Origin of the sequence: Pseudoxanthomonas putridarboris (genome assembly GCF_038321125.1) — a bacterium.
Lineage (GTDB): Bacteria > Pseudomonadota > Gammaproteobacteria > Xanthomonadales > Xanthomonadaceae > Pseudoxanthomonas_A > Pseudoxanthomonas_A putridarboris.
Genome location: NZ_JBBWWT010000014.1, coordinates 25,846 through 45,390, shown reverse-complemented (window position 1 = coordinate 45,390; position 19,545 = coordinate 25,846). Strand labels below are relative to the sequence as shown.

The following is a 19,545-nucleotide window of genomic DNA, read 5'->3' as shown; positions in this document are numbered from 1 at the left end:
GGGGTTCAGGGCTTCAGGCAGCGGCCGAAGAAAGTCTCGGTCAGGCGGTAGCGGTGCAGCAGGTCGCTGCCGCGCAGGCCGTGCTTGGCGCCAGGATAGGTCATCAGCTCGAACGGGGTGGCGCGCTTCTGCAGTTCGCTCATCAGCTTGGTCGAGTTGGAGAACAGCACGTTGTCGTCGGCCATGCCATGGATCAGCAGCAGCTTGTTGGCGCCCAGTCCGTCCAGGTGGGTGAACACGCTGGCTTCGCGGTAGCCGGCTTCGTTGGCCTTCGGCAGGTCCATGTAGCGCTCGGTGTAGTGCGTGTCGTACAGCGCCCAGTCGGTGACCGGCGCGCCGGCCACGCCGCAGGCGTAGGCCTCGCTGTGCCTGGCCAGCAGCATCAGCGTCATGTAGCCGCCGTTGGACCAGCCGTACACGCCGATGCGCGCGGGATCGACGAAGGACTGCGACTTCAGCCACTCCACGCCCTGCAGCTGGTCGTCCACTTCCACCGTGCCCTGCCTGCCGTACAGCGCCCCGCCGAAGGCCGCGCCCCGCCGTGGCGTGCCGCGGTTGTCCAGCGAGAACACCACGTAGCCCTGCTGGGCCAGGTACTGGTTGAAGAAGGCGTCGCTGCGGCCGGGCCAGGCGTTGGTCACGGTCTGCGCGGCGGGGCCGCCGTAGACGAACACCACCACCGGGTACCTCTTCTTCGGGTCGAAGCCGGGCGGCGTGGTCAGGCTGTATGTCAGCGGCGTCTCGCCATCGGCCGCAACGAGGACGCCGAACAGCGGGGAGCGGTGCGCGCTGCGGTACGCGGCGTAAGGATGAGCGGGGTCTTCCGGATCGTTTTCGACCAGCGTGGCCAGTGGCGTGCCGTCGGCGCGAAGCAGGTCGATCCGCGGAGGCATGCCGGCATTGGACCAGTCGTCCACGAAGACACTGGCATTGCGTGCGAAGCTCGCGTTGTGCATGCCGCCCTGTGTGGTGAGGGTGCGAATTTCGCCCCCCTGCAGCGGAACGGCATGGACGTGTCGTTCGGTCGGCGCGGCGAACTCCGACGCAAGGCCCTCCAGACGCATGCCGGCGAGCCGCGTGTCCATGCCGGCGCTGAAGTAGACCAGCCCCTTGTCCTCATCGACCGCGAGCAGCGCGTCCACCGGCCACTCGCCCTGCGTCAGCGGCCTCAGTTGCGAACCGTCCTCGCTCGCGATGTAGAGGTGCTGGAATCCGCTGCGCTCGGACGACCACAGGAAGCGGTCATCCTTGAGGAAGCGCAAGTCGTTGTGCAGGGGCACCCACGTCTTGGACGTTTCCGTCGCCAGCGTGCGCTGCTGGCCCGTGGCCAGCGTGGTCTCGATCAGTTCGAGCTTCTTCTGGTCGCGCGACTGGCACTGGAAGGTCAGGCGCTGTGGATCGCGCCAGTCCACGCGGGCCAGGTAGATGTCCTTCTCGGCACCCAGGTCGACCCATTCGGGCTTTGCGCCGGATTTCGGCGCGATCACGCCAAGCTGGACCAGCACGTTGTCGTCGCCCGCCGCCGGATAGCGCTGCTCGATCACCTCGGTGCGGTCGGGATAGACCTCGTAGCGCTTCTGCACCGGCACCGGGCTCTCGTCGATGCGGGCGAAGGCGATGGCCGAATCGTCCGGCGCCCACCAGTAGCCGGTGTGGCGGTCCATTTCCTCGTCGGCGACGAATTCGGCCACGCCATTGCCGATGACCTCGCTGCCGTCGCGCGTGAGCCGGATTTCCTTGCCGCTGGCCAGGTCGATGACCCACAGGTTGCGGTCGCGGATGAAGCTGACGAAGCCGCCCTTGGGCGAGATCTTCGGATCGGTGGCGAAGCCGCCGCCATCGGTCAGCTTGCGCACCGCGTCGCGGCCAGCCTTGGCCAAATCGTGGAAATACAGCTCGCCGCCCAGCGGGAACAGCAACGCCCTGCCGTCGGGCGACCACTGGTAATCGACGATGCCCGACAGCGCGGCGATGCGCTGGCGTTCGCGGCGCGCCTTCTCCTCGTCGCTCAGCACTTCCTCGCCCGGCAGCACCACCGAAGAATCCACCAGCAAACGGGTCTGCCCGCTGGCCACGTCGTATTCCCACAGATCCAGCCGGTTGCGGTCGCTGTCCTTGCCGCGCAGGAAGGTCACCCGCGCACCGTCGGGCGCGACCTGCGGCTTGGTCAGCGTGGGACCGGACAGCGGCGCGCTGCCGGTGATGGCTTCCAGCGTGAGTTTCTCGGCGTGGGCGGGCAGGGCGGTGGCGAGTGTCATCAGGGCGAACAGGGCAAGGCGCATGGGCGGTCTCGGGCGGCGGGGCCGGTCAGCCCCGGATTATCGCCCGGATCGGATGCGTTGCCCGCCGCATGTCGTGGGAGCGTCGTCCGTGGGAGCGCCGTCCCGGCGCGACTTCTTCCTCTTCGGACAACCGCATGAAAAGCTCGCGGCCGGAGGCCGCTCCCACATTCCTCGCATTCAGTTCTTTGTTGCGCCCTGGCCGAACAGGAGCCTGCGCTCCTCGTCGCTCAGCGGCTTGCCGGCATCCGGGTTCACCTGCGACTTCAGCGCATACGCGCGCTGCGTGGCCGGGCGTGCGGCGATGGCGGCATGCCAGCGCCGCAATTCCGGATAAGGCCCGAGGTCGATCGGCATCTTGTCGTAGGCGTTGATCCACGGATGGATCGCCATGTCGGCGATGCTGTAGTCGTCGCCGGCCACGAACTCGTGCTTCTGCAACTGCTTGTCCAGCACGCCCAGCAGGCGCTGCACTTCGCGCGTGTAGCGGTCGATGGCGTAGGGGATCTTCTCCGGCGCGTACACGCTGAAGTGGCCGTACTGGCCGCTCATCGGGCCCAGGCCGCCCATCTGCCACATCAGCCACTGGTTCACCGCCACCTTGCTGCGCACGTCGGCGCCGAAGAAGCGGCCGGTCTTGTTGGCCAGGTACAGCAGGATGGCGCCGGACTCGAACACGCTGATCGGCGCGCCGCCGTCGGCCGGGGCGTGGTCGACGATGGCCGGCATCTTGTTGTTGGGTGAAATGGCCAGGTACTCCGGCTTGAACTGGTCGCCGGCGCCGATGTTCACCGGCTTGATGGTGTAGTCCAGCTTCTGCCCGGCCTCGGCCAGTTCCTCCAGCATCAGGGGGATCTTGTGGCCGTTCGGGGTGGGCCAGTAGTACAGGTCGATCATGGGATTCCTCGGGGGATGGGGCGTGGGGAAGACCCGAAGTCTAGCGGGCCGGCAGGCTTGGCAGCGTCATCATCGGCCGGTACCCTGCCGCATCCTTGGAAAACACTGTTCCCCATCCATGTCGCAACCTTCCAACGCCCGCCTCGGCTTCCTGCCCAACCTGATCTTCGCCTCGCGCTGGCTGCAGTTGCCGCTGTACCTGGGCCTGATCGTCGCGCAGGGCGTGTACGTGTGGCAGTTCGGCGTGGAACTGGTGCACCTGATCCACCAGGTGTTCCTGAACGGCAACGAGGAAGCCGCCGCGGCCACGCTGGCCGAAGGCGGTCCGACCGCGGAAGTGGCGATCATGCTGATCGTGCTGGGCCTGATCGACGTGGTGATGATCTCCAACCTGCTGGTCATGGTCATCGTGGGCGGCTACGAGACCTTCGTGTCGCGCCTGCGCCTGGAAGGGCACCCGGACCAGCCGGAATGGTTGAGCCACGTCAACGCCAGCGTGCTGAAGGTCAAGCTGGCCATGGCGATCATCGGCATTTCCTCGATCCACCTGCTGAAGACCTTCATCGAAGTCGGCGACCTGGGCATGCCCGGCAGCAAGTTCACCGAGGCCGGCGTGATGTGGCAGACCATCATCCACATCGTCTTCATCCTGTCGGCGGTCGGCATCGCCTACACCGACAAGCTGATGAGCAACAGCGCCGTGAAGCGCGAGCACACCGCGCACTGATCCGGCCCTTTTTCTGTGGGAGCGACGTCAGTCGCGACCGGGAGAGCAAAACAAACGCAGGCCACGGATTGCGCGGATGAGCGCGGATGAAGCTATCTATATGGCTTCTATCCGTGTTCATCCGCGCAATCCGTGGCGAATGACTCTGAGGATCAGCGGTCGCGACTGACTTCGCTCCCACAGGGTGTTTCCACAGGGCAGGGCCGGCTTGCCGTAAAATGCCGCGGTGGATGTCTCTCACCTGCTCGATCACCTGAATCCCGCCCAGCGCGAAGCCGTTTCGGCGCCCCCCGGCCACTATCTGGTCCTGGCCGGCGCCGGCTCCGGCAAGACGCGCGTGCTGACGCACCGCATCGCCTGGCTCAACGAAGTGCACGGCGTGCCCACGCACGGCATCCTGGCGGTGACCTTCACCAACAAGGCCGCCGGCGAGATGCGCGCGCGCGCCGACGTGCAGCTGCGCAACGGCAGCCGCGGCATGTGGATCGGCACCTTCCACGGCCTGGCCCACCGCCTGCTGCGCCTGCACTGGCAGGAAGCCAGGCTGCCGGAAACCTTCCAGGTGCTGGACAGCGACGACCAGCAGCGGCTGGTCAGGCGCGTGGTGCAGGCGATGGAGCTGGACGAGGGGAAATACCCCCCCAAGCAGATCGCGTGGTGGATCAACGAGCAGAAGGACGAAGGCCGTCGTCCCGGGCACCTTCAGCCCGAACCCAACGACGTGTGGCTGGACGTGCGCAGGCAGGTCTACGCGGCCTACCAGGAACGCTGCGACCGCGCCGGCCTGGTCGATTTCGCCGAACTGCTGCTGCGCGCGCACGAACTGCTGCGCGATACGCCGGTCCTGCTGGCGCATTACCGCGCGCGCTTCCGCGAGATCCTCGTCGACGAGTTCCAGGACACCAACGCCATCCAGTACGCTTTCGTGCGCGTGCTGGCCGGCGATACGGGCCACGTCTTCGTGGTGGGCGACGACGACCAGAGCATCTACGGCTGGCGCGGCGCGAAGGTCGAGAACATGCAGCAGTTCCTGCGCGACTATCCGTCCGCGCAGACCATCCGGCTGGAGCAGAACTACCGTTCCAGCGCCAACATCCTGGGCGCCGCCAACGCGGTGATCGCGCACAACCCCGGCCGCATCGGCAAGCAGCTGTGGACCGATACCGGCGACGGCGAACCGATCGACCTGTACGCCGCCTACAACGAGATGGACGAGGCGCGCTTCGTGGTGGAGCGCATCCGCCAGTGGGTGCGCGACGGCGGCAGCATCGGCGATGCGGCCATCCTCTACCGCAGCAACGCGCAGTCGCGCGCCTTCGAAGAGGCGCTGCTGGCCGAACAGGTGCCGTACCGCGTCTACGGCGGCATGCGCTTCTTCGAGCGGGCCGAGATCAAGGACGCGCTGGCCTATTTGCGGTTGATGGCCAACCGTGCCGACGACACCGCCTTCGAGCGCGCCGTCAACACGCCGACGCGCGGCATCGGCGAGCGCACGCTGGACGAAGTGCGCCGGCTGGCGCGCGTCGCGCGGGTGTCGCTGTGGGGCGCGGCGATGCTCGCCATCCAGGGCACGGACCTGGCCGGGCGCGCCCGCAACGCATTGGCGGCGTTCCTGGAACTGGTGGATCGCCTGTCCACGGAAACCGCGGAGATGACCCTGGCCGAGCGCGTCGATCACGTATTGGTGCGCTCCGGCCTGCGCGAGCACTGGGCCCGCGAGAGCCGCGGCGGGCTGGATTCGGAGTCGCGCGCCGAGAACCTCGACGAGCTGGTGTCGGTGGCCTCGCGCTTTGTCCGTCGCGACGACGAGGACACGCTTGATGAAGGCGGCGAGGGCATGACCGAGCTGGTCGCCTTCCTCGCCTATGCCGCGCTGGAAGCCGGCGAAGGCCAGGCCGAGGCCGGCGAGGATGGTGTGCAGCTGATGACGCTGCATTCGGCCAAGGGACTGGAATTCCCGCTGGTGTTCCTGGCCGGGCTGGAGGAAGGGCTGTTCCCCAGCAACCGTTCGCTGGACGAGAGCGGGCGGCTGGAGGAGGAACGCCGGCTGGCCTACGTGGGCATCACCCGCGCGCGCCACAAGCTGGTGCTCAGCTACGCCGAGGCGCGCCGCCTGCACGGGCAGGAAATGTACGGCATCCCGTCGCGCTTCCTGCGCGAGATCCCACCGTCGTTGCTGCACGAAGTGCGCCCGCGCGTGCAGGTCAGCCGCCCGATGCCGTCCGCCTACGCGCCCCGCCGCGACCTGGGCCACGCCGCCCTCGAGGCGCCCGGCCTGAAACTCGGCCAGACCGTCGTGCACGCCAAGTTCGGCCATGGCGTGGTCACCGACTACGAAGGCGCCGGCGCGCATGCCCGCGTGCAGGTCAACTTCGACGGCGAGGGCAGCAAGTGGCTGGTGCTGGCCTACGCCAACCTGCAGGCGGTCTGAAAAGCCCGCCTGCGGCCGAAAGACCGTTCGTCGGCTGCGGCCCGTGCCTGCCCATCCTTTGATTGCGATCAATGCCGGCGTCGCCTCGACGGCGGATAACCTTCGCATCCGGATAGGTGGAGATGGCGCATGTACAAGCGGATCCTGATCGCGACCGATGGTTCGGACCTTGCGCGCAAGGGCCTGGAACACGGGTTGGCGCTGGCCAAGGCGCTGGGCGCCAAGGTGGCCGTCGTGACCATCAGCGAGCCGGTGCTGGCCGGCTACGAGGACGCGCTGGGCTGGGGTGGCGTGTACGCCATGCAGGCCGAGTACTCCAAGGCCCAGGAGGAAAGCGCGGAGCGCGTCCTGAAGGGTGCGCTGTCGGCCGCCGAAGCCGCGGGAGTGGCGGCGACCGCCGTGCACCTCAAGGACCGGCAGGCGGCCGAAGGCATCCTGGAAGTCGCGCGCGTGCAGGAAAGCGATCTCATCGTGATGGCGTCGCACGGCCGCCGCGGCCTGGGACGGCTGCTGCTGGGCAGCCAGGCCAACGAAGTGCTGATCCGCAGCAAGGTGCCGGTGCTGGTGGTGCGCTGAACCCGCGCAGAAGCGTCATGACTTCCAACACGGGCGTGCCGGCACGCCCGTGCGCACAGTGCGGCCATACTTGGCCGGAATGCCCCATGACCGCGCACACCACCTCTCCGCGACGACCTTCCGACAGCCTGCGCCACTGGCTGCGCAGCGAACTCCCGCGCCTGCTGCTGTTCGTGGGCCTGCTGCTGGCGGCGCGCTCTTCGCTGGCCAACCACTACGTCGTGCCGTCCACTTCCATGCAGCCCAACCTGCAGGCGGGCGATCGCGTGGCGGTGGACATGCGCGCCTACGGCCTGCGCACGCCGTTGGGCAACCGCATCGTGTGGCCCGTGGCCACGCCCGCGCGCGGCGACGTGGTGGTGTTCGATTCGCCGCGCGACGGCGAGCGCCTGATCAAGCGCGTCGTCGCGGTGGCCGGCGATGAAGTCGTCTTGCGCGAAGGTCGGCTGGCGCTCGACGGCGTGCCACGGTCGCTGCCTGGCGCCGGCGGGGAAGAGACGATGGGGCGGCGGATCGTGCCGCTGGATCTCACGCACGGTGGCGGACCGGATATCGACGGGCTGAAGGTGCCGGCCGGCAAGGTACTGGTGCTGGGCGACCATCGCGGCAACAGCCTGGACGGCCGCTATTTCGGCCTGGTCGATGCCGATGCGATCTATGGCCGCGCGGTCGCGGTGTACTACCGGCGGGGCAACGGCCTGGTCTGGAAGCCGCTGTAGCGGCTGTCACCAGCCGTAGAGCTTCCAGTACACCGGCGACACGTCCACGTTGTCCTTGCTCTTGTCCAGGCGGCCATCGCCGTCGGAGTCGTAGAGGTAATAGGGCGCGCCACGGGACGGGGTGACCTTGACCATGCGCAGGTTGCCGCCGACGCGGTATTCCTCGATCACGTCGCCGTTCTTCTCGGTGCGCACCGCCACCTGGGCGTCGGCCAGGTCCACGGGGGGATCGTTGCCCGCACCGCCGGTGCTGGCGCAGCCGGCCAGGGCCAGCGCGCAGCACAACGGCAGCAGGCGGTTCGTCATGCGAGACATCGCGGACTCCTTGGGTGATCCGGAGTCCCGATTATGCGCCCATCCGCGGCGCTGCCGCGTGACGCGGTGCCCAGAGGCGCGGCGTAGAATGCGGCCATGACCAAACTCGTACTGATCGACGGTTCCAGCTACCTGTTCCGCGCCTTCCATGCGCTGCCGCCCCTCAGCAATGCGGAAGGCGAACCCACCGGCGCCCTGTTCGGCGTGGTCAACATGCTGCGCGCCACGCTGAAGGAGAAGCCCGAGTACGCGGCGTTCGTGCTGGACGCCAGCGGCCCGACTTTCCGCGATGCGCTGTATCCGGAATACAAGGCCAACCGCCCGCCGATGCCCGAGGAGCTGCGCGCGCAGGTCGAGCCGATGATCCGCATCGTGCAGGCGCTGGGGTTCCCGCTGCTGCGCGTGGACGGCGTGGAGGCCGACGACGTGATCGGCACGCTGGCGCTGCAGGGCGCCGCGCAGGGCATCGACGTGACCATCTCCACCAGCGACAAGGACTTCGCCCAGCTGGTGCGGCCCGGCATCGCGCTGGTCAACACGATGAGCGGCAGCCGGCTGGACTCCGCCGAGACGGTGATGGAGAAGTTCGGCGTGCGCCCGGAGCAGATCGTCGATCTGCTGGCGCTGATGGGCGACGCCATCGACAACGTGCCCGGGGTGGAGAAGTGCGGCCCCAAGACGGCGGCCAAGTGGCTGGCCGAGTACGGCACGCTGGATGCGGTCATCGGCCATGCCGACGGCATCAAGGGCAAGATCGGCGACAACCTGCGCGCGGCGCTGCCGCGCCTGCCGCTGAATCGCGAGCTGGTGACCATCAAGACCGACGTGCCGCTGGACGGCGGCCCCGAGACCCTGACCCTGCGCGAGCGCGACACCGATGCGCTGCGCGAACTGTACGCGCGCTACGGGTTCAACCAGGCCTTGAAGGAACTGGACGGCGGGGCGCCGACCGCCACCGTCGCCGAGAAGGAGCCCGGACGCGCGCGCGGCACCGGGCGCGTGGCGACGACCGGTCCGGAGGAACCCGTCACCGACGCGTCGCTGTCCGTCGCCGGCGAATACGAAACGGTGACATCGCAGGCGCAACTGGACGCGCTGGTGGCCCGGCTGCGGCAGGCCGACGAGATCGCCTTCGACAGCGAAACCGACAGCCTGGACCCGATGCGGGCCAACCTGGTGGGGCTGAGCTTCGCGGTGGAGACCGGCAAGGCCGTCTACCTGCCGCTGGCGCACGACTATCCCGGCGTGCCGGCGCAACTGGACAGGGTGATGGTGCTGGAAACGCTGGCGCCGATCTTCGCCGATGCCGGCAAGCGCAAGCTGGGCCAGCACGGCAAGTACGACCTGCACGTGCTGCGCCGCCACGGCGTGGAAGTGGACGGCTACGCCGACGACACCATGTTGGAGAGCTTCGTGCTGAATTCCGGCAGCAACCGCCATGACATGGACAGCCTGGCCAAGCGCTTCCTGGGCTACGACACCGTCAAGTACGAACAGGTGGCCGGCAAGGGCGCCAAGCAGATCCTGTTCTCGCAGGTGGCCATCGACGACGCCACGCGCTACGCCGCCGAGGACGCCGACATCACCCTGCGCCTGCACCGCGTGTTGCGGCCGAAGCTGGCGGCCGAGCCGGCGCTGGAAGGCGTCTACCGCGACATCGAGATGCCGCTGGTGCCGGTGCTGGCGCGCGTCGAGGCCAACGGCGTGATGATCGACGGCGCCGAACTGCGGCGGCAGAGCGCGGACCTGTCCAAGCGCATGCTGGCCGCGCAGCAGAAGGCGACCGAACTGGCCGGCCGCACGTTCAACCTGGACTCGCCCAAACAGTTGCAGGCGCTGCTGTTCGACGAGCTGAAGCTGCCGGCCGTGCTGAAGACGCCCACCGGCCAGCCCAGCACCAACGAGGAGGCGCTGGAAGCCATCGCCGACCAGCACGAACTGCCGCGCGTCATCCTGGAATACCGCGGGCTGGCGAAACTGCGCAGCACCTACACCGACAAGCTGCCGGAGATGGTCGATCCCGACACCGGCCGCGTGCACACCAGCTACCACCAGGCGGGCGCGGCGACCGGGCGGCTGTCGTCCACCGACCCCAATCTGCAGAACATCCCGATCCGCACCGACGACGGCCGCCGCATCCGCAAGGCCTTCGTCGCACCGCCCGGGCGCAAGCTGGTGGCCTGCGACTACTCGCAGATCGAGCTGCGCATCATGGCGCACCTGTCGGAGGACCCGGGCCTGGTGCGCGCGTTCGAGGCGGGCGCGGACATCCACAAGGCCACCGCGGCGGAAGTGTTCGGCCGCAGGCTGGAGGACGTGACCGGCAATGAACGCCGCGCGGCCAAGGCGATCAACTTCGGCCTGATGTACGGCATGAGCGCGTTCGGGCTTGCGCGCCAGCTGGGCATTTCCCGCGGCGAGGCGCAGGACTACATCGGCACGTATTTCTCGCGCTACCCGGGCGTGCGCGACTTCATGGAACGCACGCGCCAGCAGGCGCGCGAGCACGGCTACGTGGAGACGGTGTTCGGCCGCCGCCTGTACCTGGAGTACATCACCAAGGGCACGCAGGGGCAGCGCGCCGGCGCCGAGCGCGCGGCGATCAACGCGCCGATGCAGGGCACCGCCGCCGACATCATCAAGCGCGCGATGGTTTCGGTGGATGCGTGGCTGGCGGAACACCGTGAACGGGCGCTGATGATCCTGCAGGTGCACGACGAACTGGTGTTCGAGGCGGAGGCGGATTTCGTGCCGACGTTGCTGGAAGAAGCGCCCGCCCGGATGTCGGCGGCGGCGCAACTGAGCGTTCCGCTGGTGGTCGACAGCGGGGTCGGCGACAACTGGGAAGAGGCCCACTGACAGGCGATGAAAACGTTTTCCCTTGCGGAACATGGACTTGCAAAACGTTCAGGGAAAACCTGTCAGGTAAATTTGTAAACCAATCAGTTCAATAAAATGAATTCCCCCTGAATCTTACGGTTTTTTAACCGTAATCTTCACGAACCATCCATGTGCGGAGTGGTCATATAGCTCGCGACAGATGCAACGTCTGTCGCTGATCTCTCCCATCCCCTGGAGCGATCTCCCCCGGAGCGAAGACCCCTCCCCAGGTCCCGCTCCCCTGGCCCCGCCGACCTCCCCCTGGTCTGCGGGGCTTTTTATTGCCTGTCGTTCACGCACGGCTGCGCTAACGTGCGCGCATCCACTCCACACGACAGGGTGCCGCATGGATTCCACGTTCGCCGAGATGTTCGACCTGGCCATGCCGTGGTGGGCCTTCGTGCTGCGCGCCTGCGTGGTGTATTTCGTGCTGCTGGGCCTGATCCGCCTGTCCGGCAAGCGCACCATGGGCCAGTTCACCCCGTTCGACATGCTGCTGGTGGTGCTGCTGGGCAACGCGGTGCAGAACGCATTGCTGGGCCAGGACACGTCGGTCGGCGGCGGCCTGTTGCTGGCGGTCACGCTGATCGCGCTGAACTGGCTGGTGGGGCTGGCCTCCGTGCGCTCGCCGCGCGTGGAGCGGATGGTGGAAGGCGCCCCCGTGCTGCTGGCGCGCGATGGCCAGGTCTACCGCGACGTGCTGCGGCGCGAACTGATCAGCCACGAGGATTTCGAGAAGGCGATGCGCGAGGCCGGCTGCCTGGACATGGGCGACATCCGGCTGGCGGTGCTGGAGAACAACGGGCACATCACGCTGGTTACCAGGCAGAGCTAGCCGCGTCCTGCAGGAGCGGCTTTAGCCGCGACCGGGGGAACAAGAAACCTTGAGCCACGGATGACACGGATTAATGCGGATAAAGCCTATAGAGCTTTAAAAGCTTCCTCTGTGTTCATCCGTGGCCAATGGCTTTTCCGTTTCCACGGTCGCGGCCGAGGCCGCTCCTCCAGCGGAGACTTGTAGGAGCGCCCTTGGGCGCGATGCTCTTCCCTGCATACCCCGCAAAAGCATCGCGGCCATGGGCCGCTCCTACGACGGGGGCGGTCAACCCAACTCGGCCAGCCAGTCGCGCGGTCGCAGGTAGTCGTTCAACCGCTGCTCGGCGCTGCCTTCCTCCGGCGAGTAGCCGTATTCCCAGCGCACCAGCGGGGGCAGGCTCATCAGGATCGATTCGGCGCGGCCGCCGCTCTGCAGGCCGAACAGCGTGCCGCGGTCGTAGACCAGGTTGAATTCCACGTAGCGGCCGCGCCGGTACAACTGGAACTGCCGTTCGCGGTCGCCATGGGGCGTGTCCTTGCGGCGTTCCACGATGGGCAGGTAGGCGTCGAGGAAGCCATCGCCCACCGCGCGCAGGTAGGCGAAGTCGGCATCGAAGTCCGTGCCCAGGTCGTCGAAGAACAACCCGCCCACGCCGCGCGTCTCGTTGCGGTGCCTGAGGAAGAAATACTCGTCGCACCAGCGCTTGTGCGCGTCGTAGCGCGCCTGTCCGCCGAACGGTTCGCACAGCTCGCGCGCGGTCCGGTGCCAGTGGCGCACGTCCTCGTCCACCGGATAGAACGGCGTCAGGTCGAAGCCGCCGCCGAACCACCACGCCACCGTCTGGCCGTCGCGCTCGGCGCGAAAATGGCGCACGTTGGCGTGCGTGGTCGGCAGGTGCGGGTTGCGCGGGTGGAACACCAGCGACACGCCCACCGCGCGCCACGAGGCGCCCGCCAGTTCCGGGCGATGCGCTGAAGCGGAGGGCGGCAGCTTGTTGCCGGAGACGTCGGAGAAGCCGATGCCGGCCTGTTCGAACACCGCGCCATCGCGCAGCACGCGGGTGCGCCCGCCGCCGCCTTCGGTGCGGGTCCAACGATCTTCGATGAAGCGGGCCCGGCCGTCGGCCGCTTCGATGGCGGCGCAGATACGGTCCTGCAGGTCGGTCAGGTAGTCGCGGACGGGCGTCATGTCGTTCATGGCGCGCATTCTACCGGCCGTGGTGGGCGGCTCATCGACGGCGGTCAGTGGCGCGGGAACTCGGCACGGATCTCCGGCGTGCACAGCTTCCAGACGATCAGCCCGTGCAGCACGGCGAAGACGACGGCAGTGGCCGTGGTCATCGCCAACGCCATCGTGTGCAGCGGCGCCAGCTCGGCCTGCAGCACGGCGACATCGGGGTTCGCGGGCAATGCCTGCACCCAGGCGAATACCCGGTCCACCAGCGCGATGCCGGCGAAATTGGCCAGCGCGCCCAACACCATGAAGGCCACGAACCCCCACCACGCCCAGCGCCGGCGGCGCAGCAGGCCCACCGACACCGCCAGGAACGCGGCGCTGGCCAGCAGGAAGCTCCAGGCCAGCATTTCCAGGTGAGTCAGCAGCCAGGCCGCGGCGAGCGGCAGGTCCGCCATCGGCAGTTGGGCGATGGTGTCGCCGAGTTCGCCGCCGCGCAGCAGCATGGCCGCGGCGACGGCCTGCACCAGCGCATACGCCGTGCCGGCCAGGCCCAGCACGATGGACACCTGCGCCATCACCGTGACGAACGACGATGGCATGCCGCTGGCGCCTGTGGATGGCATGCGCGGCTTACTTGAGGTTCTGCTCGAACAGCTTCAGCACGCGCTTGTACTCGTCCAGCCACGAATCGGAGCGGGTGAAGCCGTGGCGTTCCAGCGGGTACGCGGCCAGTTCCCAGTTGTCCTTGCGCAGTTCGATCAGCTTCTGCGCCAGCACCACCGAGTCCTTGAAGAACACGTTGTCGTCGATCATGCCGTGCGCGATCAGCAGGTGGTCCTGCAGGCCGTCGGCGTATTCGATCGGCGAGGACGTGCGGTAGGCCTGCGGGTCCAGCTCCGGCGTGTTGAGGATGTTGCTGGTGTAGGTGTGGTTGTACTGCGTCCAGTCCACCACCGGGCGCAGCGCGGCGCCGGCCTTGAACACGCCCGGCTGGCGGAACAGCGCCATGAAGGTCATGAAGCCGCCGTAGCTGCCGCCGTAGATGCCGGCGCGGTCGCGGTCGCCCTGCTTCTGTTCGACCAGCCAGTCCAGGCCGTCCAGGTAGTCCTCCAGCTCGGGATGGCCCATGTTGCGATAGATCGCGGTGCGCCAGTCGCGGCCGTAGCCTTCGCTGGCGCGGTAGTCCAGGTCCAGCACGATGTAGCCGCGATCCACCAGCAACTGGTGGAACATCTGCTCGCGGTAGTAGTTCGGGTAGCGCGCGCTGACGTTCTGCAGGTAGCCGGCGCCGTGCACGAACATCACGATGGGATAGCGCCTGCCGGCTTCCATCGTCTTCGGACCGTAGTACTTGCCCCAAACCGTGCCGGCGCCGTGCTTGGACGGCACCCGCACGTACTCGGGCTGGGTCCACTCGCGGGCCTTGAACGCGGCCGTGCGCGTGTCGGTCAGTGAGGTGGCTTCGCCGCCGTCCACGCCCACCACCGCCAGCTGCGGCGGCACATAGCTGCGCGAGTGGCGCACCAGCAGCCGGCGGCCGTCCGGCGACAGGGTGAAGTCCTCCACGCCGTCCAGCGCGGTGACTTCCCTGACCTGGTTGCTGGCCAGGTCCAGCTTGCACACCTCGTAGTCGCCCGGCCAGTCGCGGTTGCACAGGAACAGGAAGCCGTTGCCGTCGGCGGTCGGTTCCGGCGCGGACACTTCCCATCGGCCCGAAGTGCGCGCGCGCGGCTTGCCGTCGCCGGCCAGCGTGTACAGGTGCGAGTAGCCGGATTCCTCCGACAGCAGCCATAGCGTGCGGTTGTCGGGCAGCCAGCCGAACTCGTTGAAGCCCCAGTTGACCCAGGCGTCGTCGGTCAGCCGGTGGCGCGGCAGCAGCCGCGCATTGGCGAAGTCGACGGTGGCGATCCAGCGGTCCTTGTTGTCCACCGAATGGATCTGCACGGCGGCCTGCGCGCCGTCGTTGGTCCAGGCGATGGCGTCGCCGCCGCTGTTGTTCTCGATGCGGACGTCGCGGTTGCCCTTCAGCGGATCCTTGCCGGCGGCCTTGCGCAGGGCGGCCAGCGGGTCCTTGTCGATGCCGGGCAGGGCGTCGAACTTCAGCTCCCTGACGCTGTTGTCGGCCAGGTCCACCTGCCACAGCGTGTGCGGCAGCGGGTTGTTGCGGCCCACGCGGGTGCGGACTTCCTGGAACTCCTCGTAGCCGGATTCGGTGACGTACCTGGGCATCTTGCCGCCCTGGCCGGCGTCGGCGCCCTTCTTCTGCGTGACCACCAGCAACCAGCGGCCGTTGGGCGACAGCGCGCTGCCGCTGATCTCTACCTCCGCGCCCAGGTACACCGGCGCGGGCGCGCGGGTCGGGTCGGCCTTGCGCCAGGCCTCGGCCTGCTTCTGCGCTTCCTCGCGCTGGGCGCGATCGTCGGCCAGGGTGCGGATCGTGCGCAGCTGCTGCTCGCGCAGCGCGTCGGCCTTGGGCGGCGCGTTCGGGTCGCGCTCGGCCTTCAGTTCGGCCACGGTGGCCACGCCGCCACCGGCGGTCCAGCGGTACCAGGTGTTGCCGGTGCGCCAGATCGCCCCGCCGTCGCTGCCGAAGCGCGCCTGCATTTCCGCTTCGTTGCTGCGGGTGATCTGGGTCAGCGCGCCGCTGCGCAGGTCGCGCACGAACAGATCGCCATTGCGCACCAGCAGCATGCGCTGGCGGGCGGCGTCGTAGACGGGACCGGCGGCATCCAGCGTGCCGCGCTGCGCGTCGGCCACGCGTTGTGCGGCGCCGCCGGCGATGGATTGCTCGAAGGCGTCGCGGACCACGCTGGCGTCGCGCTTGAGTTCGTACTGCACGCGTTGGCCGTCCCAGGCCCACCAGGCGCGTTCGACCGGCGGACCGATCCAGTCGGGCTCGGCCATCACCTGTTCGAGGGTCAGCGGGGTGGCGGGCTGGGCGAGTGCGGCCGGCGCGAGGGCCAGCGGCAGCAGCAGGGCAAGCAGGGCGGGGCGCATCGGGCATCCGTTAGTGCGAGGTGAACGGCGAAGATTACCAGCCCGCCGGATGCGCTCCGCCAGCCGATGGTCATGTGTTTTTGTGAACGCCGTGCGGGTTTCGCGCAACCGGCATTTCCCGCACAATCTGCCATCGTCCACACGCAGGGCGCGACACGCGCGGATGCAAGCCTACGTCTACAAGAGCCAGCGCAAGGCCGACACCTTCGTCTACCTGGCCACGCGCGACGACTTCACCGTGTTGCCCGAACCGCTGCGCACCCAGCTGGGTGCGCTGGCGTTCGTGCTGGAAGTGGCGCTGACGCCCGAGCGCAGGCTGGCCCGCGAGGATGCCGCCGTGGTGCGGCAGAACCTGGCCGCGCGCGGTTTCCATATCCAGTTCCCGCCCCAACCCGACCCGATCCATCGCCCCGATGCCTGAGCCCCGGTTGCAGACCCGCCACATCGCCCTGGCCGCCCTGGCGCTGGGGATGCTGCTGGCCGGCCTGGGCGGGCTGGCCGGCGGCGTCGTGGCGGCATCGACTGCATGGCTGGCGCAGCCGGCGGTGGCGCTGGGCGTCTCCTGGCTGCGCGGCACCCGCGTGCTGGCGCCGCGCCATGCGCTGCGCGAAGACCTGCCGGCGCTGCTGCTGGCCTGGGCGGTGGCGCTGGCCGCGACCGCCCTGCTGCTGGCCTGGCCGCTGGCCTCCCTGCGCGACAGCGGCAGCCTGCCGGCGGCGCTGGGCGTCAGCGCCGTGGTCGGCGCGGCATTGATCGGGCTGTGGCGCACCTGGCCGCTGTGGCACGGGCTGGAGCGCGACGGCGGCGCGCTGGCCGCGCACTGGCGGGGACTGGCCGAACGCGACTTCCACGCCTGGCGGGGACTGGCCGTGGCCGCGCTGCTGGCGCTGGCGCTTGGCGGTGGCCTGTGCCTGGCCTGGCCCGGGCTGGTGCCCGACGGGCTGCGTACCGGGTTGGCCATCGCCTATGCCTTGCTGCTGCCGGCGCTGCACCTGGGCGTGCAGCGGGTGACCGGCGCCGGCGCGCTGCCGGTGGTGGAGATGCAGGACACCGCCGGGGAGCCCGTCGCGGAGGATGCCATCGCCGCCCCCGCCGCCGAGGGGGTGAGCCTGGAGCAGGCGCTGTTCGAAGCCGCCCGCGCCGGCCGCGTGGATCGCGCCCTGGAACTGATCGAGGCCGGCGCCGATCCGCACGCGCTGCCGCCGGAAAACTCCCGCGACCAGCGCAGCCTGGGCGTGCTGGCCGCCGTGCTGCCGGACCTGCGCCTGTTGCGCACGCTGATCGGGCATGGCGTGGACCTCAATCACGCGCACGCCGGCGTCACCCCGCTGCTGGCCGCCACCCGCGACAGTTGGCATGGCCGCCCGGATGCGGTGACCACGCTGCTGGCCAACGGTGCCGATCCGCGCGTGGCCGACGGCGAAGGCAATACCCCGCTGCACCATGCCGCGCGCAGTTCCGACCCCGGCGTGGTCGCGTTGCTGCGCGACGCCGCCGCCGAGCTGGACGCGCTCAACCACGATGGCCTGACCCCGTTGGGCGTGGCCTGTGTAGCCGGCAACTGGCGGCTGGCCAAGTTCCTGCTGGAGCGCGGTGCCCGGCCCGATCCGCAAGGCGGACAACCGGTGCTGCTGGCCGCCGCCGCCACCGAGGAGGACGACCCTGCCGGCGTGCAACTGCTGCTCAAGCACAAGGCCAAGGTCGATGCGCGCGACGGCAACCGCCGCAGCGCGCTGCACGAAGCCGCCTTCGCCGGTCATGTGGAGATCGTGGCCACCCTGATCGCCGCCGGCGCCGATGTGCACGCCCGCGACGCCGCCCGGCGCACGCCCTGGCTGGATGCCGCGCGCGGTGGCCGCATCGGCGTGCTGGAGAAACTGGCCGAAGCCGGTTCCGACGTGGCGGTGGTCGATGCCGAACAGCGCACCGCGCTGATGCTGGCCTGCACCGCCGAGACGGTTTCCCCATTGCTGGTGCGGCGACTGCTGGAATGGGGCATCGCGCCCGACCATGCCGACGCGAACGGCAAGCGCGCCGTCGACCTGGCGGCCGAAGCCGGCCGCTGGACGCTGGTGTCCGCGCTCGATCCTTCCTATGCGCTGCCGTCCGCGGTGGCGGCGGGCGAAGACGACGCGCCCGCCGATCGCGCGCCTTCCGAACTGCTGCGCGAGGGACTGGCCAATGGCCAGCTCGATGGCCTGGCGGCGCTGGCGAAGCTGTGCTCGCGCGAGGAGTTGGGCGCGCTGCTGCACGACCATGCGTTGATGCAGATGCCGGCCCGCTTGGACTGGCTGCTGCGCCATGGCGCCGATGCCGATGCCCGCAATGGGCAGGGCGACACGGTGGTCTTCGCGTTGCTGGCGCAGGGCGCCACGGGCGTGCCGGCGCTGCACGCGCTGCTGCGCCGCGCCGCATCGCCTGCCGGCGCGGGCGGACTGGCGCGCTTCCTGTCGGCCTGCGCCGCCGACGACCAGGCCGCGCGCGGGCTGGAACAGGTCGCGCTGGACCTGCTGGAACGCGGCGCCGATCCCTTCGCGCCGTCCCCGCAGGGCGATCCCGCGCTGTCGCTGGCCGTCAGGCTGGGTTGGCAACGCGCGCTCGATCGCCTGCTCGACACCGGCGTGGACCGCGAAGCGCGCGACAGCCATGGCATGACCGCGCTGCACCTGGCGGCCGTGCTCGGTCGCGAGGCCGCGCTGAAGCAACTCATCGCCAAGGGCGCCTCACCGGAAGCCCGCGCCGCCGATGGCCAGACGCCGCTGGGCGTGGCGCTGGCCTGCGGTCGTCGCGACCTGGCCGATTGGCTGGACTGGCGCGGCTGGCCGCTGCCGCGGCGCGCCTTGCGCACCTCGGATCTTCCCGCCGCCGCGATGGCCGGCGACCGCGACGCCGTGCGCCGCCTGCTGGACCTGGGCTTCGAGGTCGATTCGCCCGACGCGCAGGGATGCACCGCGTTGCTGCGCGCGGCCGGCGGCGGCCATGCCGCCACGGTCGAACTGCTGCTGGCGCGTGGCGCCGACCCGCAGCGCGCCGCCAATACCGGCGCCACGCCGCTGTCGGCGGCCGTCAGCATGCGCCAGGCCGGGATCGTCACCGCGCTGCTCGCCGCCGGGGCCGACATCGAGCACCGCCTGCCGGGCGGGGTCACCGTGCTGATGCTGGCCGCGGCGCTGGGCCTGCCGGAAATCGTCGCCCGCCTGATCACCGCCGGCGCCAACGTGCACGCCGGCGATGCGCAGGGCCTCACCCCGCTGCATTGCGCCGCGCTGTACGGCTTCACCGCCCGCGACCGGCCGCGCCTGGTGGCCCTGTTCGACACCTTGCTGCTGTCCGGCGCCGAGCCGGAACAGGTCGCTGCGGGCGCGGTCACTCCGTTGTTGCTGCTGCTCGGCGCGCGCGCCGAGCCCGGCACCGCCTGCGACGAGGAAGTGGTGCTGGCGGGGCTGGAGCGGTTGCTGGACGAAGACGTCTCGCTGGAGGTGCAGGACCCGCGCGGCTTCGGCCCGCTGCACCTGGCGGCGCTGCACGGCCTGCTGCGCGTGGTCGGTCGCCTGCTGCGCGCGGGCGCCGACCCCGACCTGCGCGATGCGTTGAACCGCACCCCGCGCGAGATCGCGGTGATGCGCGGCTTCGTGGACGTGGCGGCCGAGTTCGCGCCCGCGGTGCCGGGGGCGGGCGGGTCGATGGCGCGTTTCCTGCGCGAGCGCAACTGATCCCGCGGCCACCGCGCA

The 19,545-nt window shown here is 69.4% G+C and carries 14 protein-coding genes; 8 read left to right on the top strand and 6 right to left on the bottom strand.

Annotated elements, in window-relative coordinates:
- Positions 1–5: 5 nt before the first annotated feature.
- Both AAD027_RS18225 and AAD027_RS18220 read right to left on the bottom strand, forming a co-directional pair.
- The gene (locus AAD027_RS18225) at positions 6–2,282 is read right to left on the bottom strand and encodes a S9 family peptidase (protein ID WP_341727460.1); all 2,277 of its coding nucleotides are present in this window, start codon (positions 2,280–2,282) and stop codon (positions 6–8) included.
- Positions 2,283–2,459: 177 nt separating this feature from the next.
- The gene (locus AAD027_RS18220) at positions 2,460–3,176 is read right to left on the bottom strand and encodes a glutathione binding-like protein (RefSeq protein ID WP_341727459.1); all 717 of its coding nucleotides are present in this window, start codon (positions 3,174–3,176) and stop codon (positions 2,460–2,462) included.
- Positions 3,177–3,294: 118 nt separating this feature from the next.
- Here AAD027_RS18220 and AAD027_RS18215 point away from each other — a divergent pair, with 118 nt between their 5' ends.
- The 4 genes from AAD027_RS18215 (at position 3,295) to lepB (ending at position 7,629) form a co-directional block, all read left to right on the top strand.
- A complete protein-coding gene (locus AAD027_RS18215; RefSeq protein WP_341727458.1) occupies positions 3,295–3,903 on the top strand; it encodes a TIGR00645 family protein in 609 nt (202 codons plus the stop codon).
- Between the two features lie 226 nt (positions 3,904–4,129).
- The gene (gene uvrD / locus AAD027_RS18210) at positions 4,130–6,334 is read left to right on the top strand and encodes a DNA helicase II (protein WP_341727457.1); all 2,205 of its coding nucleotides are present in this window, start codon (positions 4,130–4,132) and stop codon (positions 6,332–6,334) included.
- 129 nt (positions 6,335–6,463) lie between these two features.
- The gene (locus AAD027_RS18205) at positions 6,464–6,910 is read left to right on the top strand and encodes a universal stress protein (RefSeq protein WP_341727456.1); all 447 of its coding nucleotides are present in this window, start codon (positions 6,464–6,466) and stop codon (positions 6,908–6,910) included.
- An 86-nt stretch (positions 6,911–6,996) separates the two neighbouring features.
- Positions 6,997–7,629, top strand: coding sequence for a signal peptidase I (gene lepB, locus AAD027_RS18200; protein ID WP_341727455.1), 633 nt, complete (start codon positions 6,997–6,999; stop codon positions 7,627–7,629).
- 6 nt (positions 7,630–7,635) lie between these two features.
- On the opposite strand, the gene AAD027_RS18195 is transcribed toward lepB, so the two are convergent.
- A complete protein-coding gene (locus tag AAD027_RS18195; protein WP_341727454.1) occupies positions 7,636–7,944 on the bottom strand; it encodes a DUF2782 domain-containing protein in 309 nt (102 codons plus the stop codon).
- A gap of 96 nt (positions 7,945–8,040) precedes the next feature.
- Between AAD027_RS18195 and polA the strand changes: the two genes are divergently transcribed.
- Together polA and AAD027_RS18185 are read left to right on the top strand one after the other, a co-directional pair.
- On the top strand, positions 8,041–10,803 hold the full coding sequence (gene polA / locus AAD027_RS18190) for a DNA polymerase I (RefSeq protein WP_341727453.1): 2,763 nt from the start codon (positions 8,041–8,043) through the stop codon (positions 10,801–10,803).
- Between the two features lie 367 nt (positions 10,804–11,170).
- Complete coding sequence (locus AAD027_RS18185; protein WP_341727452.1) at positions 11,171–11,659, top strand: DUF421 domain-containing protein; 489 nt, start codon at positions 11,171–11,173, stop codon at positions 11,657–11,659.
- Positions 11,660–11,926: 267 nt separating this feature from the next.
- Here AAD027_RS18185 and hemF read toward each other — a convergent pair whose 3' ends face one another.
- Genes hemF through AAD027_RS18170 form a run of 3 tightly spaced genes read right to left on the bottom strand, consistent with a single transcriptional unit; the run spans position 11,927 to position 15,814 of the window.
- Positions 11,927–12,838 carry an oxygen-dependent coproporphyrinogen oxidase gene (gene hemF, locus AAD027_RS18180; RefSeq protein WP_341727451.1) on the bottom strand — a complete coding sequence of 304 codons (912 nt, stop codon included), beginning with the start codon at positions 12,836–12,838 and terminating at the stop codon, positions 11,927–11,929.
- 44 nt (positions 12,839–12,882) lie between these two features.
- Positions 12,883–13,440 carry a hypothetical protein gene (locus AAD027_RS18175; RefSeq protein WP_341727450.1) on the bottom strand — a complete coding sequence of 186 codons (558 nt, stop codon included), beginning with the start codon at positions 13,438–13,440 and terminating at the stop codon, positions 12,883–12,885.
- A gap of 7 nt (positions 13,441–13,447) precedes the next feature.
- Complete coding sequence (locus tag AAD027_RS18170) at positions 13,448–15,814, bottom strand: S9 family peptidase (protein ID WP_341727449.1); 2,367 nt, start codon at positions 15,812–15,814, stop codon at positions 13,448–13,450.
- Positions 15,815–15,977: 163 nt separating this feature from the next.
- On the opposite strand from AAD027_RS18170, the gene AAD027_RS18165 reads away from it, so the two are divergent.
- Together AAD027_RS18165 and AAD027_RS18160 are read left to right on the top strand one after the other, a co-directional pair.
- Positions 15,978–16,235, top strand: a complete 258-nt coding sequence (locus AAD027_RS18165; protein ID WP_341727448.1) for a YcgL domain-containing protein — start codon at positions 15,978–15,980, stop codon at positions 16,233–16,235.
- Positions 16,228–19,527: an ankyrin repeat domain-containing protein gene (locus tag AAD027_RS18160; RefSeq protein WP_341727447.1), complete on the top strand. Its 3,300-nt coding sequence runs from the start codon at positions 16,228–16,230 to the stop codon at positions 19,525–19,527. The genes AAD027_RS18165 and AAD027_RS18160 overlap by 8 nt, the downstream gene beginning before the upstream one ends.
- Positions 19,528–19,545: the final 18 nt, after the last annotated feature.

Bases quoted from the DNA above. Each gene is read 5' to 3' on its own strand.
- AAD027_RS18225 (WP_341727460.1), bottom strand. From the start codon at position 2,282: ATGCGCCTTGCCCTGTTCGCCCTGATGACACTCGCCACCGCCCTGCCC.
- lepB (WP_341727455.1), top strand. From the start codon at position 6,997: ATGACCGCGCACACCACCTCTCCGCGACGACCTTCCGACAGCCTGCGC.
- AAD027_RS18175 (WP_341727450.1), bottom strand. From the start codon at position 13,440: ATGCCATCCACAGGCGCCAGCGGCATGCCATCGTCGTTCGTCACGGTG.
- AAD027_RS18215 (WP_341727458.1), top strand. From the start codon at position 3,295: ATGTCGCAACCTTCCAACGCCCGCCTCGGCTTCCTGCCCAACCTGATC.
- AAD027_RS18205 (WP_341727456.1), top strand. From the start codon at position 6,464: ATGTACAAGCGGATCCTGATCGCGACCGATGGTTCGGACCTTGCGCGC.
- polA (WP_341727453.1), top strand. From the start codon at position 8,041: ATGACCAAACTCGTACTGATCGACGGTTCCAGCTACCTGTTCCGCGCC.
- AAD027_RS18185 (WP_341727452.1), top strand. From the start codon at position 11,171: ATGGATTCCACGTTCGCCGAGATGTTCGACCTGGCCATGCCGTGGTGG.
- AAD027_RS18195 (WP_341727454.1), bottom strand. From the start codon at position 7,944: ATGTCTCGCATGACGAACCGCCTGCTGCCGTTGTGCTGCGCGCTGGCC.
- AAD027_RS18170 (WP_341727449.1), bottom strand. From the start codon at position 15,814: ATGCGCCCCGCCCTGCTTGCCCTGCTGCTGCCGCTGGCCCTCGCGCCG.
- AAD027_RS18220 (WP_341727459.1), bottom strand. From the start codon at position 3,176: ATGATCGACCTGTACTACTGGCCCACCCCGAACGGCCACAAGATCCCC.
- AAD027_RS18165 (WP_341727448.1), top strand. From the start codon at position 15,978: ATGCAAGCCTACGTCTACAAGAGCCAGCGCAAGGCCGACACCTTCGTC.
- AAD027_RS18160 (WP_341727447.1), top strand. From the start codon at position 16,228: ATGCCTGAGCCCCGGTTGCAGACCCGCCACATCGCCCTGGCCGCCCTG.
- hemF (WP_341727451.1), bottom strand. From the start codon at position 12,838: ATGAACGACATGACGCCCGTCCGCGACTACCTGACCGACCTGCAGGAC.